Source organism: Pararhodobacter sp., from assembly GCF_036802785.1.
Classification (GTDB): domain Bacteria; phylum Pseudomonadota; class Alphaproteobacteria; order Rhodobacterales; family Rhodobacteraceae; genus Pararhodobacter.
Genome location: NZ_DAIRVN010000031.1, coordinates 1 through 24927, shown reverse-complemented (window position 1 = coordinate 24927; position 24927 = coordinate 1). Strand labels below are relative to the sequence as shown.

Annotated in this window: 26 protein-coding genes; 17 read left to right on the top strand and 9 right to left on the bottom strand. The window is 64.7% G+C overall.

All coding sequences use genetic code 11. The annotated features are described in order from the left end of the window. Positions 1 to 123: 123 nt before the first annotated feature. The 3 genes from V7Q53_RS12055 to V7Q53_RS12045 form a co-directional block, all read right to left on the bottom strand. A complete protein-coding gene (locus tag V7Q53_RS12055) occupies positions 124 to 990 on the bottom strand; it encodes a transglutaminase family protein (protein ID WP_333828803.1) in 867 nt (288 codons plus the stop codon). Between the two features lie 73 nt (positions 991 to 1063). Next, complete coding sequence (locus tag V7Q53_RS12050) at positions 1064 to 1258, bottom strand: hypothetical protein (RefSeq protein WP_333828802.1); 195 nt, start codon at positions 1256 to 1258, stop codon at positions 1064 to 1066. A gap of 68 nt (positions 1259 to 1326) precedes the next feature. Further along, positions 1327 to 2160 carry a transglutaminase-like domain-containing protein gene (locus tag V7Q53_RS12045; RefSeq protein ID WP_333828801.1) on the bottom strand — a complete coding sequence of 278 codons (834 nt, stop codon included), beginning with the start codon at positions 2158 to 2160 and terminating at the stop codon, positions 1327 to 1329. A 506-nt stretch (positions 2161 to 2666) separates the two neighbouring features. On the opposite strand from V7Q53_RS12045, the gene V7Q53_RS12040 reads away from it, so the two are divergent. The 13 genes from V7Q53_RS12040 to V7Q53_RS11980 all read left to right on the top strand — a co-directional run bounded on the left by V7Q53_RS12040 (position 2667) and on the right by V7Q53_RS11980 (position 17572). Next, positions 2667 to 3485 carry a p-hydroxycinnamoyl CoA hydratase/lyase gene (locus V7Q53_RS12040; protein WP_333828800.1) on the top strand — a complete coding sequence of 273 codons (819 nt, stop codon included), beginning with the start codon at positions 2667 to 2669 and terminating at the stop codon, positions 3483 to 3485. A gap of 46 nt (positions 3486 to 3531) precedes the next feature. After that, positions 3532 to 4689: an acyl-CoA dehydrogenase family protein gene (locus V7Q53_RS12035; RefSeq protein ID WP_333828799.1), complete on the top strand. Its 1158-nt coding sequence runs from the start codon at positions 3532 to 3534 to the stop codon at positions 4687 to 4689. Between the two features lie 39 nt (positions 4690 to 4728). Beyond that, the gene (locus V7Q53_RS12030) at positions 4729 to 5802 is read left to right on the top strand and encodes a hypothetical protein (RefSeq protein WP_333828798.1); all 1074 of its coding nucleotides are present in this window, start codon (positions 4729 to 4731) and stop codon (positions 5800 to 5802) included. A gap of 66 nt (positions 5803 to 5868) precedes the next feature. Further along, on the top strand, positions 5869 to 7857 hold the full coding sequence (locus tag V7Q53_RS12025) for a tripartite tricarboxylate transporter permease (RefSeq protein WP_333828797.1): 1989 nt from the start codon (positions 5869 to 5871) through the stop codon (positions 7855 to 7857). A gap of 10 nt (positions 7858 to 7867) precedes the next feature. Then, a complete protein-coding gene (locus V7Q53_RS12020; RefSeq protein ID WP_333828796.1) occupies positions 7868 to 8650 on the top strand; it encodes an alpha/beta fold hydrolase in 783 nt (260 codons plus the stop codon). Between the two features lie 39 nt (positions 8651 to 8689). Then, positions 8690 to 9850 (top strand): CaiB/BaiF CoA transferase family protein, encoded by a 1161-nt coding sequence (locus tag V7Q53_RS12015; RefSeq protein WP_333828795.1) that lies wholly within the window; start codon positions 8690 to 8692, stop codon positions 9848 to 9850. Positions 9851 to 10137: 287 nt separating this feature from the next. After that, positions 10138 to 11700 (top strand): ABC transporter substrate-binding protein, encoded by a 1563-nt coding sequence (locus V7Q53_RS12010; protein ID WP_333828794.1) that lies wholly within the window; start codon positions 10138 to 10140, stop codon positions 11698 to 11700. Positions 11701 to 11788: 88 nt separating this feature from the next. Further along, on the top strand, positions 11789 to 12793 hold the full coding sequence (locus tag V7Q53_RS12005) for an ABC transporter permease (RefSeq protein WP_333828793.1): 1005 nt from the start codon (positions 11789 to 11791) through the stop codon (positions 12791 to 12793). Continuing rightward, positions 12790 to 14475, top strand: coding sequence for a dipeptide/oligopeptide/nickel ABC transporter permease/ATP-binding protein (locus V7Q53_RS12000; RefSeq protein WP_333828792.1), 1686 nt, complete (start codon positions 12790 to 12792; stop codon positions 14473 to 14475). The genes V7Q53_RS12005 and V7Q53_RS12000 overlap by 4 nt, the downstream gene beginning before the upstream one ends. Then, positions 14468 to 15277 (top strand): ABC transporter ATP-binding protein, encoded by an 810-nt coding sequence (locus tag V7Q53_RS11995; protein ID WP_333828791.1) that lies wholly within the window; start codon positions 14468 to 14470, stop codon positions 15275 to 15277. Before V7Q53_RS12000 ends, V7Q53_RS11995 begins: the two co-directional genes overlap by 8 nt. Beyond that, positions 15274 to 16404, top strand: coding sequence for an aminotransferase class V-fold PLP-dependent enzyme (locus tag V7Q53_RS11990; RefSeq protein WP_333828790.1), 1131 nt, complete (start codon positions 15274 to 15276; stop codon positions 16402 to 16404). The genes V7Q53_RS11995 and V7Q53_RS11990 overlap by 4 nt, the downstream gene beginning before the upstream one ends. Beyond that, positions 16401 to 16778: a RidA family protein gene (locus tag V7Q53_RS11985; protein WP_333828789.1), complete on the top strand. Its 378-nt coding sequence runs from the start codon at positions 16401 to 16403 to the stop codon at positions 16776 to 16778. The genes V7Q53_RS11990 and V7Q53_RS11985 overlap by 4 nt, the downstream gene beginning before the upstream one ends. A 62-nt stretch (positions 16779 to 16840) precedes the next feature. Beyond that, on the top strand, positions 16841 to 17572 hold the full coding sequence (locus tag V7Q53_RS11980; RefSeq protein ID WP_333828788.1) for a helix-turn-helix transcriptional regulator: 732 nt from the start codon (positions 16841 to 16843) through the stop codon (positions 17570 to 17572). A 12-nt stretch (positions 17573 to 17584) separates the two neighbouring features. On the opposite strand, the gene V7Q53_RS11975 is transcribed toward V7Q53_RS11980, so the two are convergent. Next, entirely contained in the window at positions 17585 to 18316 is a 732-nt protein-coding gene (locus tag V7Q53_RS11975; RefSeq protein ID WP_333828787.1) for a Crp/Fnr family transcriptional regulator, read from the bottom strand. A 169-nt stretch (positions 18317 to 18485) separates the two neighbouring features. On the opposite strand from V7Q53_RS11975, the gene V7Q53_RS11970 reads away from it, so the two are divergent. Continuing rightward, positions 18486 to 18719: a hypothetical protein gene (locus V7Q53_RS11970; protein WP_333828786.1), complete on the top strand. Its 234-nt coding sequence runs from the start codon at positions 18486 to 18488 to the stop codon at positions 18717 to 18719. Between the two features lie 138 nt (positions 18720 to 18857). After that, positions 18858 to 19070, top strand: a complete 213-nt coding sequence (locus V7Q53_RS11965) for a DUF3185 family protein (RefSeq protein WP_333828785.1) — start codon at positions 18858 to 18860, stop codon at positions 19068 to 19070. A 33-nt stretch (positions 19071 to 19103) separates the two neighbouring features. Here the strand turns inward: V7Q53_RS11965 and V7Q53_RS11960 are convergent, their stop codons facing one another. The 5 genes from V7Q53_RS11960 to V7Q53_RS11940 form a co-directional block, all read right to left on the bottom strand. After that, positions 19104 to 19520 (bottom strand): hypothetical protein, encoded by a 417-nt coding sequence (locus V7Q53_RS11960; RefSeq protein ID WP_333828784.1) that lies wholly within the window; start codon positions 19518 to 19520, stop codon positions 19104 to 19106. 147 nt (positions 19521 to 19667) lie between these two features. Further along, positions 19668 to 20345: a GntR family transcriptional regulator gene (locus V7Q53_RS11955; RefSeq protein ID WP_333828783.1), complete on the bottom strand. Its 678-nt coding sequence runs from the start codon at positions 20343 to 20345 to the stop codon at positions 19668 to 19670. Positions 20346 to 20494: 149 nt separating this feature from the next. Next, on the bottom strand, positions 20495 to 22120 hold the full coding sequence (locus tag V7Q53_RS11950) for a thiamine pyrophosphate-binding protein (RefSeq protein WP_333828782.1): 1626 nt from the start codon (positions 22118 to 22120) through the stop codon (positions 20495 to 20497). 49 nt (positions 22121 to 22169) lie between these two features. Continuing rightward, positions 22170 to 22850, bottom strand: a complete 681-nt coding sequence (locus tag V7Q53_RS11945) for a DUF2848 domain-containing protein (RefSeq protein ID WP_333828781.1) — start codon at positions 22848 to 22850, stop codon at positions 22170 to 22172. Between the two features lie 238 nt (positions 22851 to 23088). Continuing rightward, positions 23089 to 23553: an RrF2 family transcriptional regulator gene (locus V7Q53_RS11940; protein ID WP_333828780.1), complete on the bottom strand. Its 465-nt coding sequence runs from the start codon at positions 23551 to 23553 to the stop codon at positions 23089 to 23091. 233 nt (positions 23554 to 23786) lie between these two features. On the opposite strand from V7Q53_RS11940, the gene V7Q53_RS11935 reads away from it, so the two are divergent. Continuing rightward, positions 23787 to 24362 carry an ANTAR domain-containing response regulator gene (locus V7Q53_RS11935; protein WP_333828779.1) on the top strand — a complete coding sequence of 192 codons (576 nt, stop codon included), beginning with the start codon at positions 23787 to 23789 and terminating at the stop codon, positions 24360 to 24362. Continuing rightward, positions 24359 to 24927 (top strand): ABC transporter substrate-binding protein (locus V7Q53_RS11930; RefSeq protein WP_333828778.1); only part of this gene is annotated, 569 nt, incomplete at its 3' end. The genes V7Q53_RS11935 and V7Q53_RS11930, both read left to right, overlap by 4 nt.

The window sequence follows — 24927 nt, the reverse complement described above, 5'->3', positions numbered from 1 at the left end:
CGCAAGAGTTTCACAGCTAGGGGAAACTTCTTGATAAATGATGTTTATCCGCGACCTTGTCAATCATTGCGGCGGCCTTTCCGGTGGGGTGGCGCGCCCGGAAAAGCACCTGTCGCGGGTGGTTCAGGCCCCTTCGACCGTGACCGCAACGCCCATATTCAGCAGGTCACCATCGGCGCCGACAAAGGTGCCGGATACCGGGGCAACCTGGGTGATATGCCTTGCCACGGCAACCGGAATCAGGTTGCCCGCGCCGACCGCGCGGTTGGTGGGGTCAAAGGGGATCCAGCCCGCGCCGGGAACAAAAACCTCCACCCAGGCATGGGTTGACCCCTCTCCTGCCGAGCCGACAAGATCGCGTGAGCGGTCGAACAGATAGCCGGAAACGATCCGCGCGCCAAAGCCCAGCGTTCTGACCGCTTCGGCGAACAGCACCGCGAAATCCCGGCAGGAGCCATAGCCACGGTCCAGCGTTTCAAGCGGGCCCTGCGTGCCTTCGTCGTCGCGGCTCTGATACGAGATCTGCGAGAAGACGCCGTTGCTGACATCCTTCAGCAGCGACAAAGTGTCGGTGGGCCTGCCCATCACGAACCGTTCCACCCAGTCCGACAACCGCCCCGCCCCATCGAAATACTGGGGGCGAGCCAGCGCGCCAAGGTCTGTCCAGTCATCGTCGGAATAGAGGAACGGATAGGATTGCGCCGAGGCGGCGATGTCGAATACCGGCCAGGCAGGCGCGCTCAGATCAACGCGTGTGCGGCTTTCCACGGTCAGCATATCGGTCATCGCGGTGAAACTGGCGGTGGCGACGGCATTGCCCGCCACATCATGCGCCCAGGTCACGTTGGCCGCAGGCGACAGCGTCAGGTCGAAGGACAGCAGGCGCAGTTCGGGCGTTTCGCGCGGGCGCAGCATCATCCGGTGCTGCCCCAGCGCGACGGGGGCGCGATAGTGATACTCGGTCTTGTGCGTAATGCTGAGGATTGTCATGCTCGCTGCTCCGCAGGCGTGAAGCGGATAGCCCCGCCGTGTTGTGTTGTTTCGTCCGGTGGCGCGCCCTGCCCTAGCGGCGGCGCGCGCGGCCATCACCCGAGGGGACAGAGGATTTCCATGATACCGTGCTTTTGCAGCGCGGGCAGACCCGCTCACCGAAACCGTCGCTCCAGAAGCTGGCCTGACAGCACAGGCAGATGCGTTCGGCGGGAATGTCGCCCCGGGCCCTGAGTGGTGTGTTCAGTTCGGGGGAGGTGTCATTCATCGCTTCCGCTCCTTGCGGCTGCCAGAAGCAAACGCCCCTTGGAAAGATATGGCCATGGTCAGGCTCAATTACCACCCATAGGGACGAAGGTCTTTGCGCGCGGCCTCTTGGGTGCGCACCTCAAAGCCCGTCATTTCAGCCGCGCCGAAGGTCTGGGTCAGGGGCACATCGGCGGCGTCACGGCCCTGTGCGATCAGGATTCTGCCAATGCGCGGGGTGTTGTTGCGGGGGTCAAAGACCCACCACTTCCCTTCCAGATACACCTCCATCCATGCCGCGAAATCGCCGGGGGCATGGGGCAGGGGCGTGCCGATATCGCTGAGATACCCGGTGCAGTAGCGCGCCGGGATGTTCATGCAGCGGCAGAAGGCGATGGCCAGATGCGCGAAATCGCGGCAGACGCCGTGGCCTTCGGCCAGCGTCTGCGATGCCGTGCGCGTGGCTTTCGCGTGTTCATAGCCAAAGGTCACGCGGTCCTTGCCGAAATCGCAGATCGCCTGAACGCGCGCCCAGCCGGGATCGCTGTCGCCGAACAGCCGCCACGCCTGTTCGGACAGCAGGTCGGTATCGCAGTAGCGGCTGCCCAGCAGGTAAACCAGCGTGTCCGAGGGCAGATCCTGCACCGGATGCTGGCGGGCATGGAGCGCAACCGGGTCCGGCTGACCGCTGTCACGGAGCAGCCCGCCGCTGGACAGCACAAACTCGCCCTCCGGGGCCACCATCCGGGTGCACCAGTTGCCAAAACCGTCGCGATACCCTGAAAACGGCACACTGGGGGCGCTGACAAGGGCATCCGGCTGCTCCAGATCGCTGCAACGGGTGAAATGCACGTTGAGCATGGTGATCAACGGGGTTGGCTGGGGCAGGTTGAACTGAAGACGGCAGCCGATGTTTATCAACATGCGACACCGCGCAGCGCGCGCGCTGTCAGGCCAGCGGGACAGCGGGAACTGGCATGCAGGGTGTCGGCGCTGTCTGTAGTGAGACACGGGGAGATTTGCATTTACTGTCCTTTCGTGGCGGCTTTTGCCGAGGACCTGCATCAGGTGCGGCCCGGCGTTAACGGGCCTCCTACGGTATCAGGCCCGCACGAAGACTGATCAGCGTTAGTGACGGCTGTGCTTTGGCGGCCCGCTGCGGGCCCCGCGGCAAGGAAAGTGATCAGGACTGCCCTGTGAAAGGCAAGTTATTGATCTGTCGCGGTGACCCGGCACGTTGGAGGGCAGACCGGGTAACAATCAGGGACAAAGGTGTTGACGGATGGTGACTCTCTTGTATACGCATGTGATATTTTACAGAGACACGCAGAATGGGATGGCAGACAGCGCAGCGGAGAGAGAAGCCCGCCACCTCGGATATACCGCGTGATGCTCTTATCGCAGACATCGGCGCAAGGGAGAATGAAAAGATGGAAACTGTCGAGATCGAGCGCGATGGACGTATCGCATGGGTGTTCCTCAACCGCCCTGAAAAGCGCAATGCGATGAACCCCAAGCTGCATTTCGAGATGAACCTCGTGCTGGATGAGCTGGAAGCCGATACCAGCGTGGGCTGTGTGGTTCTGTCCGGGCGCGGCGGGGCGTTCAGCGCGGGGCAGGACCTGAAGGAATTCTTCCGCGACCTTTCCGGCGATCTGGTGGCGCAGAAAAAGGCGCAGCGCGCGGCCAATGACTGGCGCTGGCACCGGCTGGAAGTGTTCGACAAACCGACCATCGCCATGATCGAGGGGGTCTGCATCGGTGGGGCCTTCACCCAGATGATTGCCTGCGACTTTGCCATCGCCGCTGAGGATGCGACCTTTTCGCTGTCGGAAATCAACTGGGGCCAGATCCCCGGCGGGCTTGTTACCCGCGTGCTGACCGAGGCGCTTGGCTACCGCGATGCGCTGGATCTGTGCCTGACCGGGCGCAAGTTTGACGGGACAGAGGCGGCGCGGCTGCGCCTTGTCAACGAGGCTGTCCCCGTGGGCGATCTGCGCGCCCGCACGCAGGCGCTTGCGGAACTGCTGCTGAGCAAGGACCCGGAAGCCTACCGCGCGACCAAACATGCGGTGCGCTATGTCCGCGGTATCCCGATGCGCGAGGCGGAAGATTATCTGGCGGCGAAGATCGGTGAGCTGCGGATGCGCGCGGGCGTGGGTGCGCAGGAAAGCGCGATCAGCAAATTCGTCGATGACAAAAGCTACCGGCCCACAGACAGCTCCTACACCTCGGTCAAAGGCGAGTGAGGGCGCGGGTGACAGGCCGGTCGAGAGCAGAAAAAGGACGTTGAGAATGGAAATCGAGCTTTCCGAAGATCTCAGGATGATGAAGGCGCAGGTTCGCCGCTTCATCGACAGCGAAGTGATCCCGATAGAGCGCGAGGCAAGCGACGGGTTCGATATGAAGCCGGAAATCCGCGCCAGGTTGGAGGCCAAGACCCGCGACCTGGGCTACTGGTTCGTGGAACTGCCCGAGGATAAGGGCGGGCTGGGGCTGGGGCTGATGGCGCGTGTGTTGTTGTGGGAGGAGATGGGCCGCACCATCGCCGTTCCGCCGCGCAAGCAAAGCATCTTTGGCCCCGAGGTCAGCCCGATGCTGCTGAACCTCGCACCCGCGCAGAAAGAGAAGTATCTGCTGCCGGTGATGAGCGGCGAAAAGAAATCCTGCTTCGCGCTGTCCGAGCCGGATGCGGGCGGAGACCCGGGCGGTATCCGCACCACGGCGGTGCGGGATGGCGATGACTATGTCATCAACGGCTACAAGGTCTTTATCACCAACGCTCAGGCGGCGGATTTCGCGCAGGTGATGGCCGTGACCGACCCGCAGAAGGGTCGTCGCGGCGGGATTTCAGCGTTCCTTGTGGATATGAACACGCCCGGCCTGACGATTGCCCGCGAACAGCCGACCATGATGGGCGACCGCCCCTGCGAACTGGCGTTCGACAATGTGCGCGTTCCCGCCTCGGCCCTCATTGGACAGGAGGGCAAGGGGTTTGAACTGGCGCAGGACTGGATCAATCAGGGCCGCCTCCGCCACGGTGCGCGCGCCATCGGTGTGATCGAGCGCTGTCTGGAGATGGCGGTCAACCACGCGCGGCAGCGCAAGACCTTTGGCACCTCGCTGGCAGACCGGCAGGCGGTGCAGTGGATGCTGGTGGATTCCTATCTGGACCTGAAAGCGCTCAGGCTGATGGTTTACGCCACCACGCTGGCCTATGACCGGGGCGAGGACGTGCGCCATGATGCCTATGTCGTCAAGATGCAGGGCGACCGCATGTCATTCGAGGCGGCGGACCGCTGCATGCAGATCCATGGCGGGCTTGGTCTGACCACCGATCTGCCGATCGAGCAGTTCTGGCGTGATCAGCGCAGCATGATGATTACCGAAGGACCGGAAGAAATTCTGCGCGGCGCGCTCGCGCAGAAGATATTGCGCGACTACGCGCAGTAACGATGAAGAAACGTCAAACCAATAGCGGAGTGTAATGACATGAAAATGCTCAAGTATGTTTCTGTGGGGGTTGCCTCGCTGGCGATCAACATGTCGCCGGCGCTGGCCGAGATGAACTATGAAGGGCGCGACATCACGCTGCTCATCAACTTTGGCGCGGGCGGGTCAACCGATATCGAAGGCCGTCTGATTGCCCAGCATCTGGGCCAGTATATTCCGGGCAATCCGAATATCATCGTTCAGAACATGCCGGGTGGCGGCGGCAATATCGGTTCCAACTATCTGGGGATGTCGGCGGCCAATGACGGCACGGTGGTGGGTTTCTTCACCTGGAACCCCATTGACCAGATCATCGACGCGCCGGGCCTGCTGGTGCCCTATTCCGATTTCACCTTCCTTGCCGGCATGCCGCAGCCCACCGTGTTCTACATGCGCGCTGATGTCGCGCCGGGGCTGGAAACGCCCTATGACCTGCTCAACGCCGAGCATTTCCGCGCGGGGTCGCTGTCGCCGACCATTCACCAGTCGGTCCGCACCCGGCTGGCGCTTGACCTGCTGGAGGTGCCCTATACGCTGGTCAGCGGCTATGCGGGCCTGACCGAGATCGCCACAGCGGTGATGCAGAACGAGGTGCAGCTTTCCAACGGTTCGCTGGCCAGCTACCGCCCCACGGTGGAGCCGCTGCTGATCGAACCCGGCATCGCCATCCCCCTCTTCCATTTCGATATCGAGCGTGACGGCGAATTTTCGGCCGATCCGCTGGTTGACGGGCTGGGCACGGTGACCTTCCTTGACCTCTACCGCGCGCGCCATGGCGATGATGCGATGCCCGGGGGCGATGAATGGGAAGCGCTGAGGATGATCAACAACATCATGGAAGCGATGTACCGCTCGGTCTTCCTGCCGCCGAACGCGCCCGCAGAGGCAACCGAGACGCTGCGCACCGCCTTTGCGGCGCTGGCTGAAGATGAGGCTTTCCTTTCGGACTATGAACGCGTGGTGGGTATGCGCCCGACCATGACGGTCGGCGCGCAGGGGCAGGCCGTCATTGACGAGCTGGGCGAGATGGACGACGCGTTCAAGGAACGCTTCACGGCCTATGTGAACCAGTAACCCCGAACCGGGCGCGGCGCAGAACAGGCGCCGTGCCCTTCCTCTTTCAGCAAGGAGCACATCCGCATGCTCGAACAGGCATTGGCCGGTGCGATGCAGTTGCTGGCCTGGCCAGCATTCGGCTTTCTGTTGCTAGGCGTCATTATCGGCATCTTCTTCGGGCTGATGCCGGGCCTGAACGGGCTGAACGGGATGGCAATTCTTTTGCCCTTCACCTTCACCATGGATACCGTTCCGGCGCTGTGCTTTCTGCTGGGTGTTTACGCCGTCACCTCCACCGCTGACACAATCTCGTCGGTGTTATTGGGGATACCCGGCACCGCCGCGTCGCAGGCCACCATTCTGGATGGTCATCCGATGGCCAAACGCGGCGAGGCTGAGCGCGCCTTTGGCGCGGCCTTCACGGTTTCGGCCATCGGCGGCGTGATCGGTGCCATCGCGGTGGTGGTCTCCATCCCCATCCTGCGGCCGATCATCATGGCCTTCTCCTCGCCCGAGTTCTTCATGCTGGGCCTTGTCGGCCTGACCATGGTCGGTGCCCTGAGCGGCAATTCGATCGGCAAGGGCGTGGCCGCGGCGGCGGTGGGGCTGATGATTGCGACAGTCGGCTATGGCCAGCAGATCGCGGTGCCGCGCTACTGGTTCAATGTGATCTATCTGCTGGATGGTGTGCCGCTGTTGCCGGTGGTGCTGGGCATCTTCGCACTGCCAGAGCTGGTGGAGCTGATGCGCGGCAGCAAGATCGCCCGCTCCGCGCCCGGAAGCAGTGTCAAAGGCGGCCTGTTGCAGGGCATGCGCGATGCGATGACGCATTGGTGGCTGACCCTGCGCTGTTCGGTGATCGGCGCTTATCTGGGCATCATCCCCGGGCTGGGTGCCGCCGTTGCCGACTGGATCGCCTATGGCCATGCCGTGCAGACCACGCGCGACAATCCGCAATTCGGCAAAGGCGATGTGCGCGGCGTGATCGCCCCGGAAAGCGCGAACAATGCCACCAAGGGCGGCGCGCTCATTCCGACCATCGCCTTTGGTATTCCCGGCAGCCCGCCGATGGCACTGCTGCTGGGCGGGTTGCTGATTCAGGGTATCGCGCCCGGGCCGTCGATGCTGACCACCAATCTGTCGCTGACCTTCAGCCTGATCTGGACACTGGTTTTCGCCAATATCATCGCCTCGGTCCTGTTGCTTCTGCTGGCGCGCTACTTTGCAAAGCTGATCTTCATTCCCGGCCTGTTCCTGGTTCCCGCGATCACCGTCTTTACCCTGATGGGCGCGTGGATGGCGACATTCCAGATCGGTGACTGGCTGGCGCTGTTCGGTGCCGGTGCGCTGGGGCTGGCGATGAAAAAGGCCGACTGGCCCCGCGCCCCGCTGATTCTGGGCTTCATCATCGCGCCGATCCTTGAGAACTCGCTGCATATCTCGCGCCAGTCCTACGGGATGACATGGATCGGCCGCCCGGTTGTGCTGGTGCTGCTGGCCATCGTTGTGCTGACGGTTGTCATGTCGGTGCGCGCGCGGAGGCGGCAGGCGAAGGTGCAGCAGGCCGTGGTGCTCGCGCCCGAAGGCTTAGCGATGCCCGGAGGCCATGTTGCGCCCGAAGGCCATGCGACGGATGAGCCCACCTCGCCGGTCTTCGGGGTGCTGTTCGGCGGCGTGATGGTTGCGACCTTTGCCTTCGCCATCTGGGAGGCGCGCAACTGGCCTGCGGCGCTGGGGGCCTTCCCTATTGTCGTGGCGGTCGCGGGTCTGATGTTCTCGGCGCTGGCGGCAGTGATGGACTGGCGGGCGCGGGCGAACCATCGGCGCTATGACACCAGCGCCTATGATCGCGCCATGTTCGAAATTGTCGCGTGGATGGCGGGCATTGTCGGCCTGACGCTTCTGGTGGGCCAGATACCGGCGCTGCTGACCTTCACCTTCCTGTTCCTGCTGTGGCGCGCCGGGGCGACACTTTTGCTGGCCTGCCTCTATACGGCAGGGATGTGGCTGATACTTTGGGGCCTGTTCGATCAGATTGTGCACATCGTCTGGTCACCGGCATGGCTGTTCTAGGGGGAACCGGATGAAATCTCTCACAGAACGGCGCGATCAGGGGCAGAGCTGGCTGGAGGCGGGCAAAGGCGCGCCCTTGGTGCTGGTGCACGGCATCGGCGGCAGCGCGGCGACATGGCTGCCGGTGATGGACGCGCTTGCCCGCCATCACCATGTCTATGCGTGGAACTTTCCGGGCTATGGCGGCGCAGCCCCCCTGCCCGGTGACGCCCCGCCCGCCACCGATTACGCCCGCGCGCTGCTGGCGTTTCTGGACCAGCGCGGCATCAGCGCGGCGCATGTCGTCGGCCATTCGCTGGGGGCGGTCGTTGTGGCCGCGCTGGCGCAGGCGGCGGCTGCGCGGGTGTCGCGGCTTTCGCTGATCTGCCCGGTGATCGGCGCGGGGCACCTGCCGGCGGATGCGCGCGAACAGATGCGTCTGGCGCGCCGTGATGAAATTCTGGCCGGGGGGATGGGTGCCTTTGCGCAGGCGCGCACCGCCTCCATCATCGGGCCACAGGCCTCGCAGGAGGATGTGGCAGGGATCATTGAAACCATGGCGGGAATCGCGCAGCCCGCTTATCTGCAGGCATGGGAAATGCTCTGCGCCGCGCAGATCGTGCCGCTGCTGGACCCTGCCCTTGCCCCCGCGCTGGTGGTGGGCGGCGATGTTGACCCGGTCGCGCCGCCGCAGGCCGTGACGCAGGTGGCGCAGGCCCTGTCGGTAACGCCGCATATCCTGCCCTCGGTCGGCCACTTCCCCACGCATGAAGCCACCGAAGAACTGGTGGCGCTGATCTGTCAGCACGACTGAGCCGCTGACCCCGCCTGAACAAAGGACGTTTGTAACACCATGACCACCCCCCTTTCCGGATTCCGCGTGATCGAGCTTTCCACCATGATCACAGCCCCGCTTGCAGGCATGATGCTGGCCGATATGGGGGCCGAGGTCATCAAGATCGAGCGGCCCGATGGCGGCGATCCGTTCCGCAGTTTCAGGGGCGGCAATTACAGCCCGCATTTCTGCTCCTACAACCGCAACAAGCGCAGCATGGTGCTGGACCTGCAATCAGCCGAAGGGCGCGGCGTTCTGGAAAAGTTGCTGGAGGGCGCCGATGTCCTGCTCGACAATTTCCGCCCCGGCGTTCTGGCGCGGCTGGGTTTTGATGATGCGCGGCTGCTTGCGATCAACCCTGCGCTGGTGCGCTGCTCGATCAGCGGGTTTGGCACTGACGGCCCCAATGCCAACCGCCCCGCCTATGACGCCGTGGCGCAGGCGCTCAGCGGCATGTCCAGCCTGATGCTTGACCCCGAAGCGCCGGTGCTGGCCGGGCCGACGATCTCCGACAATGTGACCGGCATTTACGCCGCCTATGGCATTCTGACGGCCCTGCTTGAGCGGGAGCGCGGCGGAAAGGCGCGGCGGGTGGATGTGAACATGCTGGAATCGACCATGGCCTTCATGCCGGATCCGTTTGGCTATTACACCCAGATGGGGCTGGTCTCGGATCCCTATCTGCGGGTGCGGACTTCGCAATCCTATGTGTTCCGCTGTGCGGATGAGCGGATGCTGAATGTGCACATGTCCTCGCAGGAAAAATTCTGGACCGGGTTTGTGAAAGCGATCAACCGCCCGGAACTGGCCAGCGATCCCCGCTTTGAAACCCGCGCCGGGCGGATTGACAATTATTTTGAGCTGGCGGGCGAGGCCGGGAAGACCTTCGCGCAGCAGCCGCTGGCCCACTGGCAGGAAAGGCTGACCGCCTGCGACGTGCCCTTTGCCGCTGTGAACACGATCCCCGAGGCAATGGAAGAGCCGCAGGTGCGCCATCTGGAAACCTTCATGGATATGGAGCACCCGCAGAACGGCCCCGTCCGTGCGGTGCGCAATCCCGTCTGGCTGGACGGAAGCCGCAAGATGCAGGGCGAAGTGCCGCCGCCTGCGCTGGGGGAGCATACCGATGAAATCTATCAGGAGCTTGGGCTGACCCGCAGCGCTGCCAGCAAGGCTTAGGCCGGGCGGCTGAGCGATCAGCGTTGATGTCACGCCTTCCCCCGGCTGCGGTTTGCGGCCCGGGGATGAAACCTGTTGCGGGTGCTCAACAATTCTTTGCATGCCCGACGGATGATACCTGCCATAACAGAAGGTTTTGAGGGCCAGGGCGGCTACTCGTCCAGCGATTAGCCATCATTTTGTCTGTTCCAACAAATTTTTGTTGCCCGATGCCGGGAACCGTGCTCAATTCCCTTCCAGCAAGTCCGGCCGGCAAAAACCGCAAAAGTTAACGGGAGAGACAGAACATGAAAGTATCAGCGAAAAACAGGCCGGGCCTTTTGCCCGCCGGGACAGCGGCCCTTGCCGCCTTTCTGACCCTTGGCGCCCCGCTTGCCGCGCAGGACCCGGCGGTTATCCGGCTGGCACTGGGCGCGGACCCCACCACCTTTGACCCGGCGCGCTACCGTGCGGGCGATGACAGTGTGGCCTACCGGCTGATGTTCAGCGCGCTGACCCGGCGGGGCGATGACGGCGCCATCACCGGCGGTCTGGCCGAAAGCTGGGAGCAGACCGGGCCCACCACCTATGTCTTTCATCTGCAACCGGATGCCGTCTGCGCCGACGGCACGCCGGTGGATGCCGAGGTCGTCGTCAACAGCCTGCGCTATATCGAAGACCCTGAAACGCAGATGATCTTCCGCGGCGTGGTCTTTGGCCCTGACCGGCCGGAGATCAGCGCTTCGGATGACGGGCGCTCGGTCACGATCGAGCTGCCGTCGGCCTATCCGGGCCTTCTGGCGGGGCTGTCGATGCCCATGGCGGGGGTCATCTGCCCGGCTGGTCTGGCCGATCTGGAGGGATTGCACCGTGGCGATGTGCCGGGCGCCTCTTCTGGCGGTTACGTCCTGACAGAGGCTGTGCCGGGTGTGCGCTACAGCTTTGCGATGCATGACAATTTCAACGGCGGCGCTGAATTCGTGCGCAACCTGCCCGGGCGCTCGCCGGACGCGTTCCACTATTCCGTGGCCACCGACCCCAGCGCGCTGATCAACCAGCTTATCGCCGGGGAGCTGGACAAGGTGAACCTGCCCGCCAATGCCGTCGAACGCATCGAAGGGGATGCGCGCTTTGACATTGCCTCGTTCATTCTGGCGACCGATACGCTCTATTTCAACCAGTCGCCCACCAGCCCCTTCAATGAAAACCCTGACCTGCGCCGCGCGGTGCTTCAGGCCATCGACCGGGCGGCGGTGACCGAGGTTTCCACCGGCGGGCGCGGCACCCCGGTGAACACCGTGCTGTTCCCCAATCTGGCCTGCGGCAATGACGATGCGTCGCTGTTCCCGGAATTTGACCCGGCAGCGGCGGGCGCCCTGCTGAACGGCGTGGAGATCCGCATCTCCGCCTCGCCCTCTACCCGTGTGACGCTGGAATATATTCAGGCCTCGCTCATGGCGATGGGGGCGAATGTCACCATGATGACCGGCGACAACGCTGAAAACTGGGCGCGCGTTCTTCAGCGCCCGGAAACCTGGGATATGTCGATCACCAATGTGATCAACTTTGCCGGTGTGCTGGATGCCCCCTTTGACCGGCTGATCGGCACCGGGGTTGAGGACGGCGGGCAAAGCATCACCCGCTCAGGCAATGCCGAGGCTGCCGCGCTGCTGGATCAGGCGCGCGCGGCGGGTGATCTGGAAAGCCAGTGCGCGCTGGTGACCGAAGCCGAGCAGGCGGCGCTGCGCAACTATGACTTCATGCCGCTGCACAGCTTTGAGCGGTTCCTTGGTTATCGTCAGGGGCTGTTTCCGGGCGTTCTGCCGGGCCTGAATGACGATTCGACCATCCGCATCCTTGCCGCCGACTGACGCGGCCGTTGCCTCTGCCCGGCCGGTGCCCTTTGGCGCAGCGGCCGGGCCCATGCCTCTGAGCGACAAACGATAAGGCGCCGCTGACGTGAGACAGGCCGCTTCCGCATCACTGCCCGGGTTTCTGCCCCGCCTGCTCGGCTCGCCCTGGCCGGGATTTCTGCTGCGCCGTCTGGCCGGTGTGGCCGCCGGGGTGCTGATGCTGATCGCGCTGAGCTTTGTGATGGTGCAGCTGATCCCCGGTGACCCGGCGGTGATTCTGGCCGGTGAGCATGCCACCGCCGCGATGATCGACCATACCCGCCAGCAACTGGGGCTGGACCGCGCGCTGGGGGTGCAGTTCATCGCCTATGCCGCGATGATGTTGCAGGGAGAGTTCGGCACCTCGTTCCGGCTGGGCATTCCGGTGCTGGACGTTCTGATGGTGCGCCTGCCCTATACGATTTCGCTGGCCACGGCGGGGATTGTGCTGGTGCTGGCCGTCGCCGTGCCCATGGGCGTGACGGTGGGTGTGCTGACCCGCAATGGCCGCCGCGCATGGCTGGATGTGGGTTTCGGCGTTGTCACCGGCTTTCTGACCGCCGTGCCCGGTTATGTCAAAGCCACCCTGCTGATCCTGTTTCTGGGGATATGGGCGGGGCTGCTGCCGCCCTCATTCTCCGGCAGCGCGCCGGTGGTGTCGATGATCATGCCGCTGATCGCGCTGGCGCTGGGGCCGATCTGCGTGATCGCCCGTGTTCTGCGGCGTGAGACGGCGGATGTGCTGGAGCAGGATTTCATGCGCACGGCGCGGGGCTGGCGGCTGGGGGCGGCGAAGCTCTATGTCAAATACGCCCTGCCCAACCTGCTGACCACTACCCTGACCCTCAGCGCCATGCTGATGACCTCGATGATCGGTTCTGCCGTGGTGATCGAGACGGTGTTTTCCATCCCCGGTGTGGGCCGCGCGGTGGTGGAGGCGATTGCGAACCGCGATTACCCTCTCATTCAGGGGGCCATCATCATGATCGGCACGGTGGCGCTGTTTCTGCACCTGCTGGTCGATATCCTGCTGGGCCTGTTTGACCCGCGCACGCTGGGGGGGCGGCGATGAGCGCGCCCGCCTTTGCCCCACCCCCCCGCCTGCGCCTGAATGCCGGGCTGGTGACGGGCCTTGTGATGATGGGCATCGTGGCGCTGATTGCCATTTTCGCGCCGGTTTTCCTGTCCGAGAAGGCCACGATGCTGTCGGCCAACCGCCTGCGCCCGCCGGGGCCGGAGTTCTGGCTGGGCACCGACTCATTCGGGCGTGACCTGTTCGCGCGCGCGCTGGTTGCCACGCGGCTGACGGTGCTGATGGCGCTGGGGGCCACGGCCATTTCGGTGATCATGGGCGTGGCGATCGGTTGTTTCGTCTGGCTGGCGCCGCGCCCGCTGCGCGAGGCCAGCCTGCGCACCATCGACATTGTGGTGGCCTTTCCCGGCCTTCTGTCGGCGCTTGTGGTCGCCGCCATCCTTGGCCCCAGCGCGACCACGCTGATCATCGCCATCGGGCTGGCCGGGGTGGCCAATTTTGCGCGCATCACCGCCAATCTGGGCGCCCGGATCTCGGCGCGCGATCATGTGACCACGGCGCGGTTGATGGGGGTTCCGGGCCACCGGATTGTGCGTGATCACATGATCCCCAACATGGCTGAGCCGCTTCTGGTGCTGACCGCCACCAGCTTTGCCAGCACCCTGATCGAGATATCGGCGCTGTCGTTCATCGGCCTTGGGGTGCAGGCGCCCGCGTTTGATTTTGGCAAGTTGCTCAATGAAGGGCTGGCCGTGATCTATACCCGCCCGACCGAGGTGATCGGGCCGGTGGTGATGATTGTCTTTACTGCCGTGTCGGCGATGCTGGTGGGTGACGGGCTGGCCGCCGCCGCCAGCCCCCGCACCACGCGCGCGCTGGCCCGGGCCAAGGCCCTGCCCCCCCGCCGCCTGCCGCCGCGCCCTGACCGGCTGCTCGATGTGGAAAACCTGCGCATCACCACCGAGGCGGGCGCGGTGCTGGTTGACGGCGTGTCGCTGTCGCTGCGCGAGGGTGAGATACTGGGCATCGTCGGCGAATCCGGCTCAGGCAAATCGCTGACCGCGATGGCGATTGCCCGGCTTTTGCCTGAGAATCTGGTGGTCAGCGCCGACCGGCTGGATTTTGCGGGCATGGACCTGCGCCAGCCGCAGGCCGCGCGCGATCTGGCGACCACCATGGCGCTGATCTATCAGGACCCGGGCTCTACCTTCAGCCCCGCGCTGCGCATCGGTACGCAGGTGACCGAGGTGTTGCGCACCCATCTGGGCCTCAGCCGTGCCAGGGCCGATGCCGCGCTGACCGATGCTTTCGCCAAGGTCCGCATGACCGAGCCCGCGCTCAGGATGCGGCAGTATCCGCATGAGCTGTCAGGCGGAATGCGCCAGCGCGCGATGATCGCCGCCGCGCTGAGTGTCTCACCCCGGCTGGTGATCGCCGATGAGGCGACGACCGCGCTGGATGTCACCGTTCAGGCCGAGGTGCTGCGCGAGATAAGGCGCATGCGGGCGGAAACGGGGGCCTCTGTCCTGTTCATCTCGCATGATCTGGGGGTTGTCGAAACCCTGTGCGACCGGGTGGTGGTGATGCATGGGGGCCGGGTGCAGGAGGTGCTCAGCGCGGAAGATCTGCGCCTGCACCGCACCGACCATCCCTATACGCGCAAGCTTCTGGCGGCGACGCCGCGCATCGGGCGGCTGAAGGACGCGGCGGCGCATGGCTGAGACAACCCGCCCCCCTGAAACCCGTCTTGCCCTTCGGCAGGTGACCGCCAGCTATGGCGGCCGCCATGCCGCGCCGATCCTCAAGGCGGTGGATCTTGAGGTGCGGCGCGGCGAAACCGTGGGGCTGGTGGGTGAGTCCGGCTCTGGCAAATCGACCATCGGCAAGGTCATCACCGGCCAGCTTCGCCCCGCCAGCGGCAGGATGGAGGTGGACGGGCGCGATATTACCCGGCTGGGGCGGGCAGACCGGGCGTGGCTTTACCGCAGCCTGCAGCTGATCCCGCAAGACCCCTACGCCTCGCTCAACCCGCGCCGCACCATCGGCTTTTCCATCGCCGAAGCGCTGAATCCCGCCCGCCCCTCGGTCAGGCGTGACGGGGCGCGGATTGTTCAGTGGCTGGAACAGGTTCGCCTGCCCGCCGATGCGATCAGCAAGTATCCGCATGAGTTTTCGGGCGGCCAGCGCCAGCGCATCGCCATCGCCCGCGCGCTGGCCGTGGAGCCTGACCTGATTGTCGCCGATGAGATCACCTCGGCGCTGGATGTCTCAGTTCAGGCAGAGATTCTGGCGCTGATCGACCGGCTGCGGCAGGAGCTGGGCCTGACAATTCTGTTCATCTCGCATAACCTTGCGGTGGTGCGGCAGGTCTGCGACCGTGTGGTGGTGATCTGGCATGGCGAGATTGTCGAGGAGGGGCCGGTGGAGCAGGTCTTTTCCGCGCCCGCCCACCCCTATACGCACCGGTTGCTGGCCTCCATTCCCGGTGCAGAGGGCTTTGAGCAGAGGGAGCAGGAAGCATGACGCTCACCACCGATCAGAAAACCCTGCTGGCCGCGCAATTCGATGCCCGCCCGGAGGGGGCCTATCTGGATACCGGCTCCATCGGGCTGGTGCCACGCGATGTGCGCGACGCGCTGGTGACAGCGGCGCAGGCGCTTGGCGGCGGAACCACCGGCGCACCGCACTGGCAGGCAGAAGTTGCCGCCACCACCGCGCTGCTGGCCGATGAATTTGGCGTGGAGCCCGCACAGCTCGGCTTTTTCGCCACCACAAGCGAGGCGATCAACGCCACCGCGCGCGCCATTCCTTGGGCGCCGGGCGAAGAGGTGCTGACCTTCGGCGATGATTTCCCCGCCGTCCGCCTGCCGTGGCGCGGGCTGGGGGCGGCGGTGCACTGCGTCGATATCGCCCCCGGCGCGGGTGATGAGCGCACGCAGGCGCTGATCGGCGCGCTTGGCCCGCGCACCCGTGTGGTCTGCGTGGCGCAGGTGCATGCCGGGACGGGCACGGTGATTGATCTGGCGCGGCTGGGGGCGGCCTGCCGGGCGAACGGCACCTGGCTGGTGGTCGATGGCGCGCAGGGTGCGGGCCTTGCCCCGGCTGATCTGGCGGGCGTCGATGTTTATGTGGCGACCGGCTACAAATGGCTGCTGGCGGGGTTCGGCATCAGCCTGATCATCACCGGCGCACGGTTTCACGCGCAGGCCCGGCCCGGCTTGCTGAGCTATGGCAACGCCCCGCCCGCGACCGGGCTGATCTATGGCCACCGCAACCTGTACGGCATTTACGCCATGGGTGCGGCGGCGCGGCTTCGCCAGTGCTTCGGGCGCGCGGCGATCCGGCAGCGCACGGCGCAGCTTGCCGGGCGGCTGGCAGAGGGGCTGGCGGCGATGGGGCTGGAGCCCGTCGGCGCCGAGAGCCCGCGCGCAGGCATTGTGTCGGTGGCCGTCGATGACCCCGAAGCTGCCGTGGCGCTGTGCCGGGCTGCGGGCGTTCATGTTGCTGCCCGCTCAGGCCTGCTGCGGTTGACGCCCTATTTCTACACGGCTGAGTCCGAGATCGACCATGCGCTTGGCGTTCTTCAGGGTGGCCTTCGCAGCGGACAGATACTTCCCCGGAACACCGACAGACAGGAGGCCCAACTATGAGCGCGCCACAACACACCCTGCCCCCCGCGATGGGCCCCTATGCGACCACCCGGCGCGCCGCTGGCTTTCTGTTCCTCTCCGGTCAGGGCGGGATAGACCCTGAGACCGGCAAGCGCGGCGCCTTCGGGATCGTCGATGAAACGCGGTTGACGCTGGAGAATATCCAGCGCCTGCTGCGCTCTGAGGGCTATGAGATGGCTGACCTTGTTCAGGTCACCTGCTATCTGACCGATATGGAGGACTGGCCCGCGCTGAACACCGTCTATGCCGAATTCATGGGCCCTGACACCCGCCCGCCCCGCACGGCGGTGGGTGTGGCCAGTCTGCCTTTCGGGCTGACGGTCGAAATTGCGGCGGTGGCGTACAAGGACTGAGAGGCTGGAATGCCAGCGGTGCCGGCATCAGAAACGGCAAAGAAAGAACGGGAGATCGACCAATGGCAGAGCCAACCCCCATGACCCGGCAGTTTGAGCAGTTCTCGGGCCTGGGGCCGTTTGATGAGGCCGATCGGGCCCATGCGGGGGTGGTGGTCACTGTGCTGGGCCCGGCGCTGGACGGTCTGGCAAAGGCCATGCTGCTGGAAAGCGAAGTGGTGCTGCATGATCTGACCCGCTTTCCCCATACCATCGCCGCCATCGTCAACCCGCTGACCGGGCGCAGCGTGGGCGGCCCGCTTTCCGATCTGGGGCTGGTGGTGCTGCGCGATGAGCTGCCGGAGCATCTGATCAACTACTACAGCATCCTGCCTGATGGCACCAACTGCCGCTCCTCGTCAATCTTCTTCCGGGCGCCTTCAGGGCGGGTTGTGGTGGCGCTGTGCATCAATTCGGTCAGTACCGAGATTGACCGGATCCGCGATTTTGTCAGCCGGATTTCGCCCGGCGGCACCGACATCGCCCCGATGGAGCATTTCCATCAGTCGGTCGACGCCCTTGCCAGCGCCATCCTGAAAGAGGCGATCGCCTCGGTCGGTGAAAGCGCGGAGCTGATGAGCCGTCAGGCCAAACTGGCGGTGATCAGCGCATTGGAGGCGCGGGGTTTCTTCTCGCTCAAGGAATCGGTGAAAATGGCGTCGGATGCTCTGGGTGTCAGCAAATTCACGGTCTATTCCTACCTCAACGAGGTCACGAACCCGCAAGGCGGTGGCACGGGTCTGCCAGAGGGCTGAAAGCGGGCGGCCTCAGCGCAGCAGCGGCCCTTCCTGATCCAGATAGCTGGTATCAAAGCCCACCCGCTCACGCAGGCGCGCGAAGTCATCGAAGGTGACGCGCCCCTTCTGGAAGGTCAGCAACCCCTCCTCGCGCAACTGGCGCAGCACGCGGTTCACATGCACCGCGCTCAGCCCCAGCGCATCGGCAAGATGATACTGCGTCAGCGGGCAGTCAAACCCCGTCTGGTCACCCACGCCCACAAGTTTCAGCCGCGCGCCCAGCTCCAGCAGGAAATGCCCCATCCGCTCGTCGGCGGAACGGCGGCCAAGGTTGACCAGATGCTCCACCACCATCGCCTCATCGCGCGAGGCGGCCCACAGCACGGCGGTGGCAAGGCGGGGGGCGCGCGCGAAAGCGTCCAGTATGTCTGAGGCCAGCACCTCGGACGCCTCGATGCGGGTGATCGCCTCAACCCCGTGATCGGAGGTGCGGAACAGGATGCTGCGCAGCCCCAGAAAATCACCCGGAAGCTGGAAATCGACAATCTGGCGCCCGCCATCCGGCAGCATCTTGTAGGAACACGCCCAGCCCTCGGCCAGAATGAACGCCGCGGAATTGGTCTGCCCTTCATGGATCAGCGCATGGCCTGACAGGAAGGTCCGGCGGCGCTGGTGGAAGCGCGCCAGCAGGTCAAGGTCGGTGCCCGACAGCGCGACAAAGGCTGAAAGTTTGCGGGTCAGCGGGCTTTGAAGGTGGGGCATGGCGGCTTTCTGCGGAGCGTGAAAGCAGAGGTGGCGGCAGAGCGCCGGAAAAGATGCGCCCCTCGCTGCTCTGGATCAGTCAGGATTACCAGATTGCGCCTAAGGTTGCGAGGCTTGTCAGCCCATATGCCGCCGGGCCCCTGCCCCGCCTGAACCGAAAGAGCCGAACATGCCCGCGCCCAATGATGTCGCCGGAACCGCAGCCCTGGCGATCTGCGAATCGCTGCTTCTGGCCCTGAGCGACCACAAGATTTTGCCGGACAGAGAGATCATGGGCGTGCTGGAAGATGCCGCTGCCGCCCATGCCTTTGCCCCGGGGCAGGAACAGGCGGAACTGCACGCCGCTGTGGCCGCGCTGATCAACGGGATACGGGCCGCTGAACACCCGGGGCGGCGGCGCTGACGGGCTCAGGGGGAAATGAGGGTGCAGGACTGATCCAGGTGAGTGCCGGGCGGCGCGAATACCGCATGGTCAGGACTCAGGATTGCAGGCCCCGGAAACCTGACCGGCGCCGCATTCCCCCTTTCAAAGGAGAATTCCATGTCACAGTCAAACATCATCGGGCTTGTTGTGCTCGCCCTTGGCGGCGTGCTGCTGTTCTTCGCCTGGCGCGCGTCAAATGCGCCGGTCGAACAATTGTCCGAGGCGCTGACCGGCCGTTATACCGACAACACGATGTGGTATATGATTGGCGGTGTTGTTGCAGTGGTGGCGGGTATCGCGCTGCTGGTCCGGGGCGGCGCGCGGCGCTGATTGCCGGTTGGGGGGCTGGCGCGGGTTGCCGCGTCACTCCCCGCCGCTGCCGAAGAACAGCGAATACAGGATGTAGGCCAGTGTCATGAACGCGGCCAGTGCGGGAAGAAAACGCATGGTCAGGGCGCGGGATATGACCGGCTTTGCCTGATCCGTCCGCCTGTCCGAGGATTTGGGCAGCAGCTCAATCAGCCGTGTCGTGACAGGCCCATGGTCGCTCCCCAGCGCCGGAACATCGCCGAACCGCGCCAGAAGCTGGTCAAGGCGGGTGCGCGCACCCTCACGCGGCAGGTCGGACAGTGCTGCGGCCTCAACCCAGGGATCAAGCCCAAGCCGGGCGAGGGCTGACAATACGCTGACAACATTGCCGCTGCGGTCCTCGCCGACATACGCGTACAGGAAGCCGTCAAACTGCGTGCCGCCATGGCGGAGGATATCGGTGCTGGCCATGAGAAATGCCTTTCGGTTGCGCTGCCGGTGTTTCAGCAGCACAGGGCTGTGCCGGTGATCGCTTATAGCGGGTCCGGTGTGGCGCTGCCCTGATGCAGATCAGTGCGCCGGGAAACGGGCGCGCGATCAGGGCCCGTTGCAATCCGCTCAGTCGCGGACCACCTGCGCCAGAATGCTTGACTGAAAATCCTTGATATGGTCGCGCATCGCCTGTTCGGCCTTGTCTGCGCTACCGCTTTGCAAGGCGTCAATGATGGCGGCATGCTGTTCGCAGACCCGGTCATTGCGGTGCGGCATTTTCAGTGACAGGGTCCAGAACCGCAACGAGCGATCATGCAGCCTGCCCAGCAGCTCTGCCAGAATTTCATTGCCCGTCGCTGCGCTGATCAGGCTGTGAAACTGGCTGTCCAGCATGATCAGCGTGGCCACATCGCGCGCGGCTGAGGCCTTGTGCATCCGGTTCAGGTTATCGCGCATGTCGTCAAGCTGCTGTTTGCTGATGCGCTCGGCGGCCCAGCGGGCGGCCTGAATTTCGTTCAGCAGCCGGACCTCGATGATTTCGACCAGATCATCCAGCGAAATGGGGCTGACCACCACGCCCTTGCGCGGCATCACCTCTACCAGCCCTTCCAGCATCAGCCGGTCAACGGCCTGAATCACCGGCGTGCGGCCGATCCCCAGTTCTTCGGCCAGTTCCGTGACAGTGACGGCCTCACCCGGCTTCAGATCGCAGTTCAGAATGCCGCGCTTGAGTGATTCATAGGCCTGATTTCTGAGCGAGGGGTTTTTCTTCCGGGCCGTGGCAGTGTCGCGGGTTTCGTTCATGTTTCGTCTCTATCATCAGCCAGATGGCCATCCCCTGACGCTGAGCCAGAGAAACTTCACTAGCATCTCAAGGATGCAATGACTAGCCGTTTGCCCTGCTGCCGGTTGCATCACGCTGGCGCGGGCGTCGGACGGGGCCGCGCCCGCGCCTATTTCTCGATCTTTGCCGGGTCCAGCCTGAGGTCAATCATGAGCGGCCCCTTGCGGTCCCGGATGGCGCGGCAGGCAGCGTCCAGTTCAGCCTCATCGCGTACGCACAGCGAGGCGATGCCCGCCGCGGTCCCCAGCGCGGCGAAATCAGGCGGTGCGATCATGGACAGATCGGTCGGCAGGTTGCGGTTGGCGAACTGGATGTATTCGGCGCCATAACTTCCGTCATTGCAAAGGATGATCACCATATCGGGCTGTTCGCGCGCAATGACCGACAATTCGCCCACGCCCGAAAGCACGAAGCCGCCATCCCCGGCAACCAGCACCGTCGGCCTGTCCGGCACCGCAACGGCAGCGCCGATCGCCTGCCCCGTCCCGCATCCAATTCCACCGAAATGGGCGGTGAAAACCAGATCCTGTGGCCGGGTGACTGGCAGGTTGCGCCATACGGAAAAGACAAAGCGCCCCAGATCGGCGACCAGAACCCGCTCTTGCGGCAATGCCTGATTGAGGCGGCGCAGCGCGGGGATGAAATCCACCGTGCCCGGCGCAGTCTGCGCAAAGGGCAGGGGCGCGGCGCGGGCTGCGGCCTCGGCGGCCAGCCCCTCGGCAAGGGCGCTGTCGGTCGCCGCAGAGCCGGGAATTTCCGCCAGATCCAGCAGTTCCGCCATCGCCCGCGCGGTGCCCGCAATGTCGCCGATCAGGCGTATGTCGGGCGTTTCCAGCCAGGGCGTTTCATGGGTATCGGCCAGCACCTGAATGACGCGTTTGCCCTTCAGATAAGCGCCGCCCTCGGTGGTGTATTTGCCAAGGCTGGCCCCGAAGGCAATGATACAGTCCGATTTCATGATCGTATCAATCGCGGTCGGATGGCTCAGGTTGCCGCTGATGCCCAGATCGAACGGCTCTCTGTGAAACAGGGCCTGTGCCTTGAGCGTGGTCGCCAGCGGGGCCTCCAGCCGGGTGGCAAGGGCGACCAGCGCGGCGCGCGCGGCATCGTCCATCGCCCCGCGCCCTGCCAGAACCAGCGGTCGGCGGGCCGATGCGATCATGGCGACGGCCTCTTCCAGCGCCTCGCCCCCGGCGGGCTGGCTTTGGGGGCGGGTGATTGCGAAGCCGGTTTTCTGTGGCGTGACATCGGCCCATTGCAGATCAACCCGCATGTTGAACACCACCGGCCTGCGCTGCAGCGCCGCGATGCGGAACGCCTGCTCCAGATCGCTCAGCGCCATATCAGGCCCGCGCAGTTCGACAAAGGCCGCGCCCGTCGCCTCGACCAGCGCGCGCTGGTTGGTGTTCTGCAGATGCTGCGCATCGCCGGGCGCGGTATCGCCACAAAGCAGCACCAGCCCAATGCCGCCGCGCGCCGCCTCGGTCAGGGCGGTGGCGCAATTGGTCAGCCCCGGGCCATGGGTGACGGTCGCCACCCCGGTCCGGCCGGTGGTCTGGGCGTAACCGATCGCCGCCAGCACCGCGTTGGCCTCATGGTTGCATGCCACATACCGCCCTGCTCCGGCGGTGCAATAGGCCTGCACAAGGAACAGATTGGCATCCCCGATAAGGCCGAACAGATGCCCGACACCCAGCTGCCGCAAACCATCGGCAAGGAGTTGATGCATTTTCATGATGGATCGCTGCCCCTTGTTCTGTGCGCGCGGCCCTCAGGGCCGGTGGTTACCCGGCAATCGGCAAGGCGCGGATATCATAGGCAAAGCGGATGGTGCGGCCAAGCACCGGGTCTTCCAGCTCACATTCAAACTTCTGGCCCGGGCGGATACCGCCGATAGCGGGCATGGTGCCGCCGAACATGGCGGTGCCGTCTGCAATCTGCCGGGTGCCGAACTTGTCGAACAGCACATCCGGCGCCAGCAGCCCGCTGACCGCCCCTTCCTGATACAGCGCGCGCGCGCCATCCGCAGTCAGCCAGCTGCGCAGGATCAGCGAGTCCCAGTGCGGCAGAACCTCGGCCAGCGGCCAGATGTCTTTGGCGACCGGCTTGTCGCAGACCTGCTTGGACACCGTGATGCCATAGGTCTCAACTTCCCGGTCGGTATGGTCAGAGCCGAGGCCGACATAGAGCTGACCACCTTGCGCGATGAAGACCACTTCGGCCTCACCGCTGGAAGCCTCACCAACGCATTCGATCATCGGCGCGGTCGTCAGCCGGAGGGCGGAATTGCGGTAGAACACCGGTGTCGACGAGGGCCGCTGCACGCCCAGCAGCTCCAACTCCCGGATGTGATGTTCCATCGCTTCGGCATCGCGCCCGGCCCACCCTGCGATGACAAGGCTGTCGATAGTCACCCTGAGCGGGCCTGAGCCGTTTTTGGTGATCAGGTTCAGGTCGATCTGCATTTGGGGCCTCTCCTTGCGTGCGTTTTGCTTCTCTCGGGCTGTCCGTTCACAGGAAGCGTCGATACGAATCCTGACTAGATGTTTCTGAGAAATTTCACAACACCTTAAGTAAGGAGCAGTGTTATTGCGCGGGAAATCAGGCGCGTGCGCGCGGAATTTGCCTGCGGAGCAGGCACCCGGCAGTGGTAGGGGCAGTCGGAAGGAAAAGGGGCGCCAGCGCCGCGCGCTTTGGGGTCGCCTAGCGGGCGGCACCCGCCACTTGCGCGAGCGGGTCAAGGATCGCCGGTGCGCGGACAAGGTCTGCCAGGGTCAGCGATTCAATGAGCACCAGATAGGACCAGAACACCTCGCCAAAGAGGGTACGGATCCGGCAACTGGCCTCGTCTGTGCAGTCTTCGCAGCGTTGATAAGCCCGGCGTGACAGGCAGGGCAAGGGCGCGATCGGCCCGTCGATCAGGCGCATGATCTCGCTCAGCGAGACATCGCGCGGCTCTTTGATCAGCACATAGCCGCCGTGGCGCCCGCGCGTGGAGGCGATGAAGCCCGCATTGCGGATCTCAAGCAGGATATGCTCCAGAAACCGCTTGGGCGTTCCTGACCGCCGCGCAATCTCTTCAATGCGCAAGGGCTGACCCTCGCCCGCGCGCTCAGCGGCGAGTTCCATCAGCGCTTTGAGCGCATATTTCATCTTCTGCGTGATCATGGATAAGAATACCGTGTGCCCGGCGCCGCCTCAACAAGAATCCCGCCCGCGCCTTGCCTGTAAAGGGGTTTGGCCCTGCCACGCTACTTGCTGACAGATGCGGCAGGGGAACTCAAGTCTGCCCATAATTTGACCTTTTGTGCAAGGTGCCCGGCCCCCGCGCCCCAAACATCCCGCAGGGTGTAGAAAAATTCGGCAGCGCGGCATTTACAGGGGCAAAGGCGGGGCGCGCATTGAAACTTCAGATTGTCATTGTTGAACCCGATGCTGTCCGCGCCCGGCTGGTGATCGACAGTCTGGAGCCGCTGGGCCATCAGGTGACGGTCATCGGCGAGGCGGCGGGTCTGCTGCGCCGGGTGCGTGAGATTGCGCCCGATATCGTGCTGATCGACATGGCCAACCCCTCCCGCGATACGCTGGAGGAGATGGCGCTTGCCTCTGGCCCGATGGACCGCCCGGTGGCCTTCTTTGTTGACCGCACCGACCGCGACCTGACGCAACAGGCGATCGAGGCCGGGGTTTCGGCCTATGTCGTCGACGGGTTGCACCCAGATCGGGTGGCCAGCGTCATGGATGCGGCGATCGCCCGGTTCCAGATGTTCCGCCGCATGCGCACCGAGCTGGAAACCACCCGCCGCGCACTGGAAGAGCGCAAGCTGATCGACCGTGCCAAGGGGATTCTGATGAAGGCGCGCGGCATCAGCGAGGAAGAGGCCTATGCCCTGCTGCGCAAGACGGCGATGGATCAGGGGCGCAAGGTGGCCGATGTGGCGGGCGCGCTGGTCACGGCGGCGGGGCTTTTGTCATGAACATGGCCACTCTGCGTCTGGGCTTCGTGCCGCTGCTGGACATGGCTCCCCTCGCCATCGCCCATGAGATGGGCTTTGCCGCCGCCGAGGGGCTGGCGCTTGAACTGGCGCGCGCGCCGTCATGGGCCAGCCTGCGCGACATGCTGCTCTGGGGGCAGGTGGAGGCCGCGCAGATGCTGGCGCCGGTGCCAGTTGCCATGGCGCTGGGGCTGGGGGGGGCGGTTGCGCGGCTGGATATCCTGCAGGTGCTGTCGGTGAACGGCGATGTTGTGGGCGTGTCCTCGGCGCTGGCCGATGCCCTGCGCGATGCGGGTCATGATTTCGGCTTTCATGACGCCCGCGCGGCGGCGCTGCATCTGGCGCAGGTTGCGCCGCGCCCGTTGCGCATTGGTGTGCCCTTCCCCTTCTCCACCCATGTTGAACTGGTCAGCTACTGGCTGCGCGATCTGCCGCTGGCGTATGAGCTGTGCACCATCCCTCCGCCGCGCATGGCCGACGCATTGGCGGCAGGCGAGGTGGATGCCTTCTGCGTGGGGGAGCCATGGGGCTCGGTTGCGGTTGAGGG

Excerpts from the sequence above, each read along its gene's own strand:
- V7Q53_RS12055 (WP_333828803.1), bottom strand. The coding sequence starts at position 990 with ATGACAATCCTCAGCATTACGCACAAGACCGAGTATCACTATCGCGCC.
- V7Q53_RS12050 (WP_333828802.1), bottom strand. The coding sequence starts at position 1,258 with ATGAATGACACCTCCCCCGAACTGAACACACCACTCAGGGCCCGGGGC.
- V7Q53_RS12045 (WP_333828801.1), bottom strand. The coding sequence starts at position 2,160 with ATGTTGATAAACATCGGCTGCCGTCTTCAGTTCAACCTGCCCCAGCCA.
- V7Q53_RS12040 (WP_333828800.1), top strand. The coding sequence starts at position 2,667 with ATGGAAACTGTCGAGATCGAGCGCGATGGACGTATCGCATGGGTGTTC.
- V7Q53_RS12035 (WP_333828799.1), top strand. The coding sequence starts at position 3,532 with ATGGAAATCGAGCTTTCCGAAGATCTCAGGATGATGAAGGCGCAGGTT.
- V7Q53_RS12030 (WP_333828798.1), top strand. The coding sequence starts at position 4,729 with ATGAAAATGCTCAAGTATGTTTCTGTGGGGGTTGCCTCGCTGGCGATC.
- V7Q53_RS12025 (WP_333828797.1), top strand. The coding sequence starts at position 5,869 with ATGCTCGAACAGGCATTGGCCGGTGCGATGCAGTTGCTGGCCTGGCCA.
- V7Q53_RS12020 (WP_333828796.1), top strand. The coding sequence starts at position 7,868 with ATGAAATCTCTCACAGAACGGCGCGATCAGGGGCAGAGCTGGCTGGAG.
- V7Q53_RS12015 (WP_333828795.1), top strand. The coding sequence starts at position 8,690 with ATGACCACCCCCCTTTCCGGATTCCGCGTGATCGAGCTTTCCACCATG.
- V7Q53_RS12010 (WP_333828794.1), top strand. The coding sequence starts at position 10,138 with ATGAAAGTATCAGCGAAAAACAGGCCGGGCCTTTTGCCCGCCGGGACA.
- V7Q53_RS12000 (WP_333828792.1), top strand. The coding sequence starts at position 12,790 with ATGAGCGCGCCCGCCTTTGCCCCACCCCCCCGCCTGCGCCTGAATGCC.
- V7Q53_RS11995 (WP_333828791.1), top strand. The coding sequence starts at position 14,468 with ATGGCTGAGACAACCCGCCCCCCTGAAACCCGTCTTGCCCTTCGGCAG.
- V7Q53_RS11990 (WP_333828790.1), top strand. The coding sequence starts at position 15,274 with ATGACGCTCACCACCGATCAGAAAACCCTGCTGGCCGCGCAATTCGAT.
- V7Q53_RS11985 (WP_333828789.1), top strand. The coding sequence starts at position 16,401 with ATGAGCGCGCCACAACACACCCTGCCCCCCGCGATGGGCCCCTATGCG.
- V7Q53_RS11980 (WP_333828788.1), top strand. The coding sequence starts at position 16,841 with ATGGCAGAGCCAACCCCCATGACCCGGCAGTTTGAGCAGTTCTCGGGC.
- V7Q53_RS11975 (WP_333828787.1), bottom strand. The coding sequence starts at position 18,316 with ATGCCCCACCTTCAAAGCCCGCTGACCCGCAAACTTTCAGCCTTTGTC.
- V7Q53_RS11970 (WP_333828786.1), top strand. The coding sequence starts at position 18,486 with ATGCCCGCGCCCAATGATGTCGCCGGAACCGCAGCCCTGGCGATCTGC.
- V7Q53_RS11965 (WP_333828785.1), top strand. The coding sequence starts at position 18,858 with ATGTCACAGTCAAACATCATCGGGCTTGTTGTGCTCGCCCTTGGCGGC.
- V7Q53_RS11960 (WP_333828784.1), bottom strand. The coding sequence starts at position 19,520 with ATGGCCAGCACCGATATCCTCCGCCATGGCGGCACGCAGTTTGACGGC.
- V7Q53_RS11955 (WP_333828783.1), bottom strand. The coding sequence starts at position 20,345 with ATGAACGAAACCCGCGACACTGCCACGGCCCGGAAGAAAAACCCCTCG.
- V7Q53_RS11950 (WP_333828782.1), bottom strand. The coding sequence starts at position 22,120 with ATGAAAATGCATCAACTCCTTGCCGATGGTTTGCGGCAGCTGGGTGTC.
- V7Q53_RS11945 (WP_333828781.1), bottom strand. The coding sequence starts at position 22,850 with ATGCAGATCGACCTGAACCTGATCACCAAAAACGGCTCAGGCCCGCTC.
- V7Q53_RS11940 (WP_333828780.1), bottom strand. The coding sequence starts at position 23,553 with ATGATCACGCAGAAGATGAAATATGCGCTCAAAGCGCTGATGGAACTC.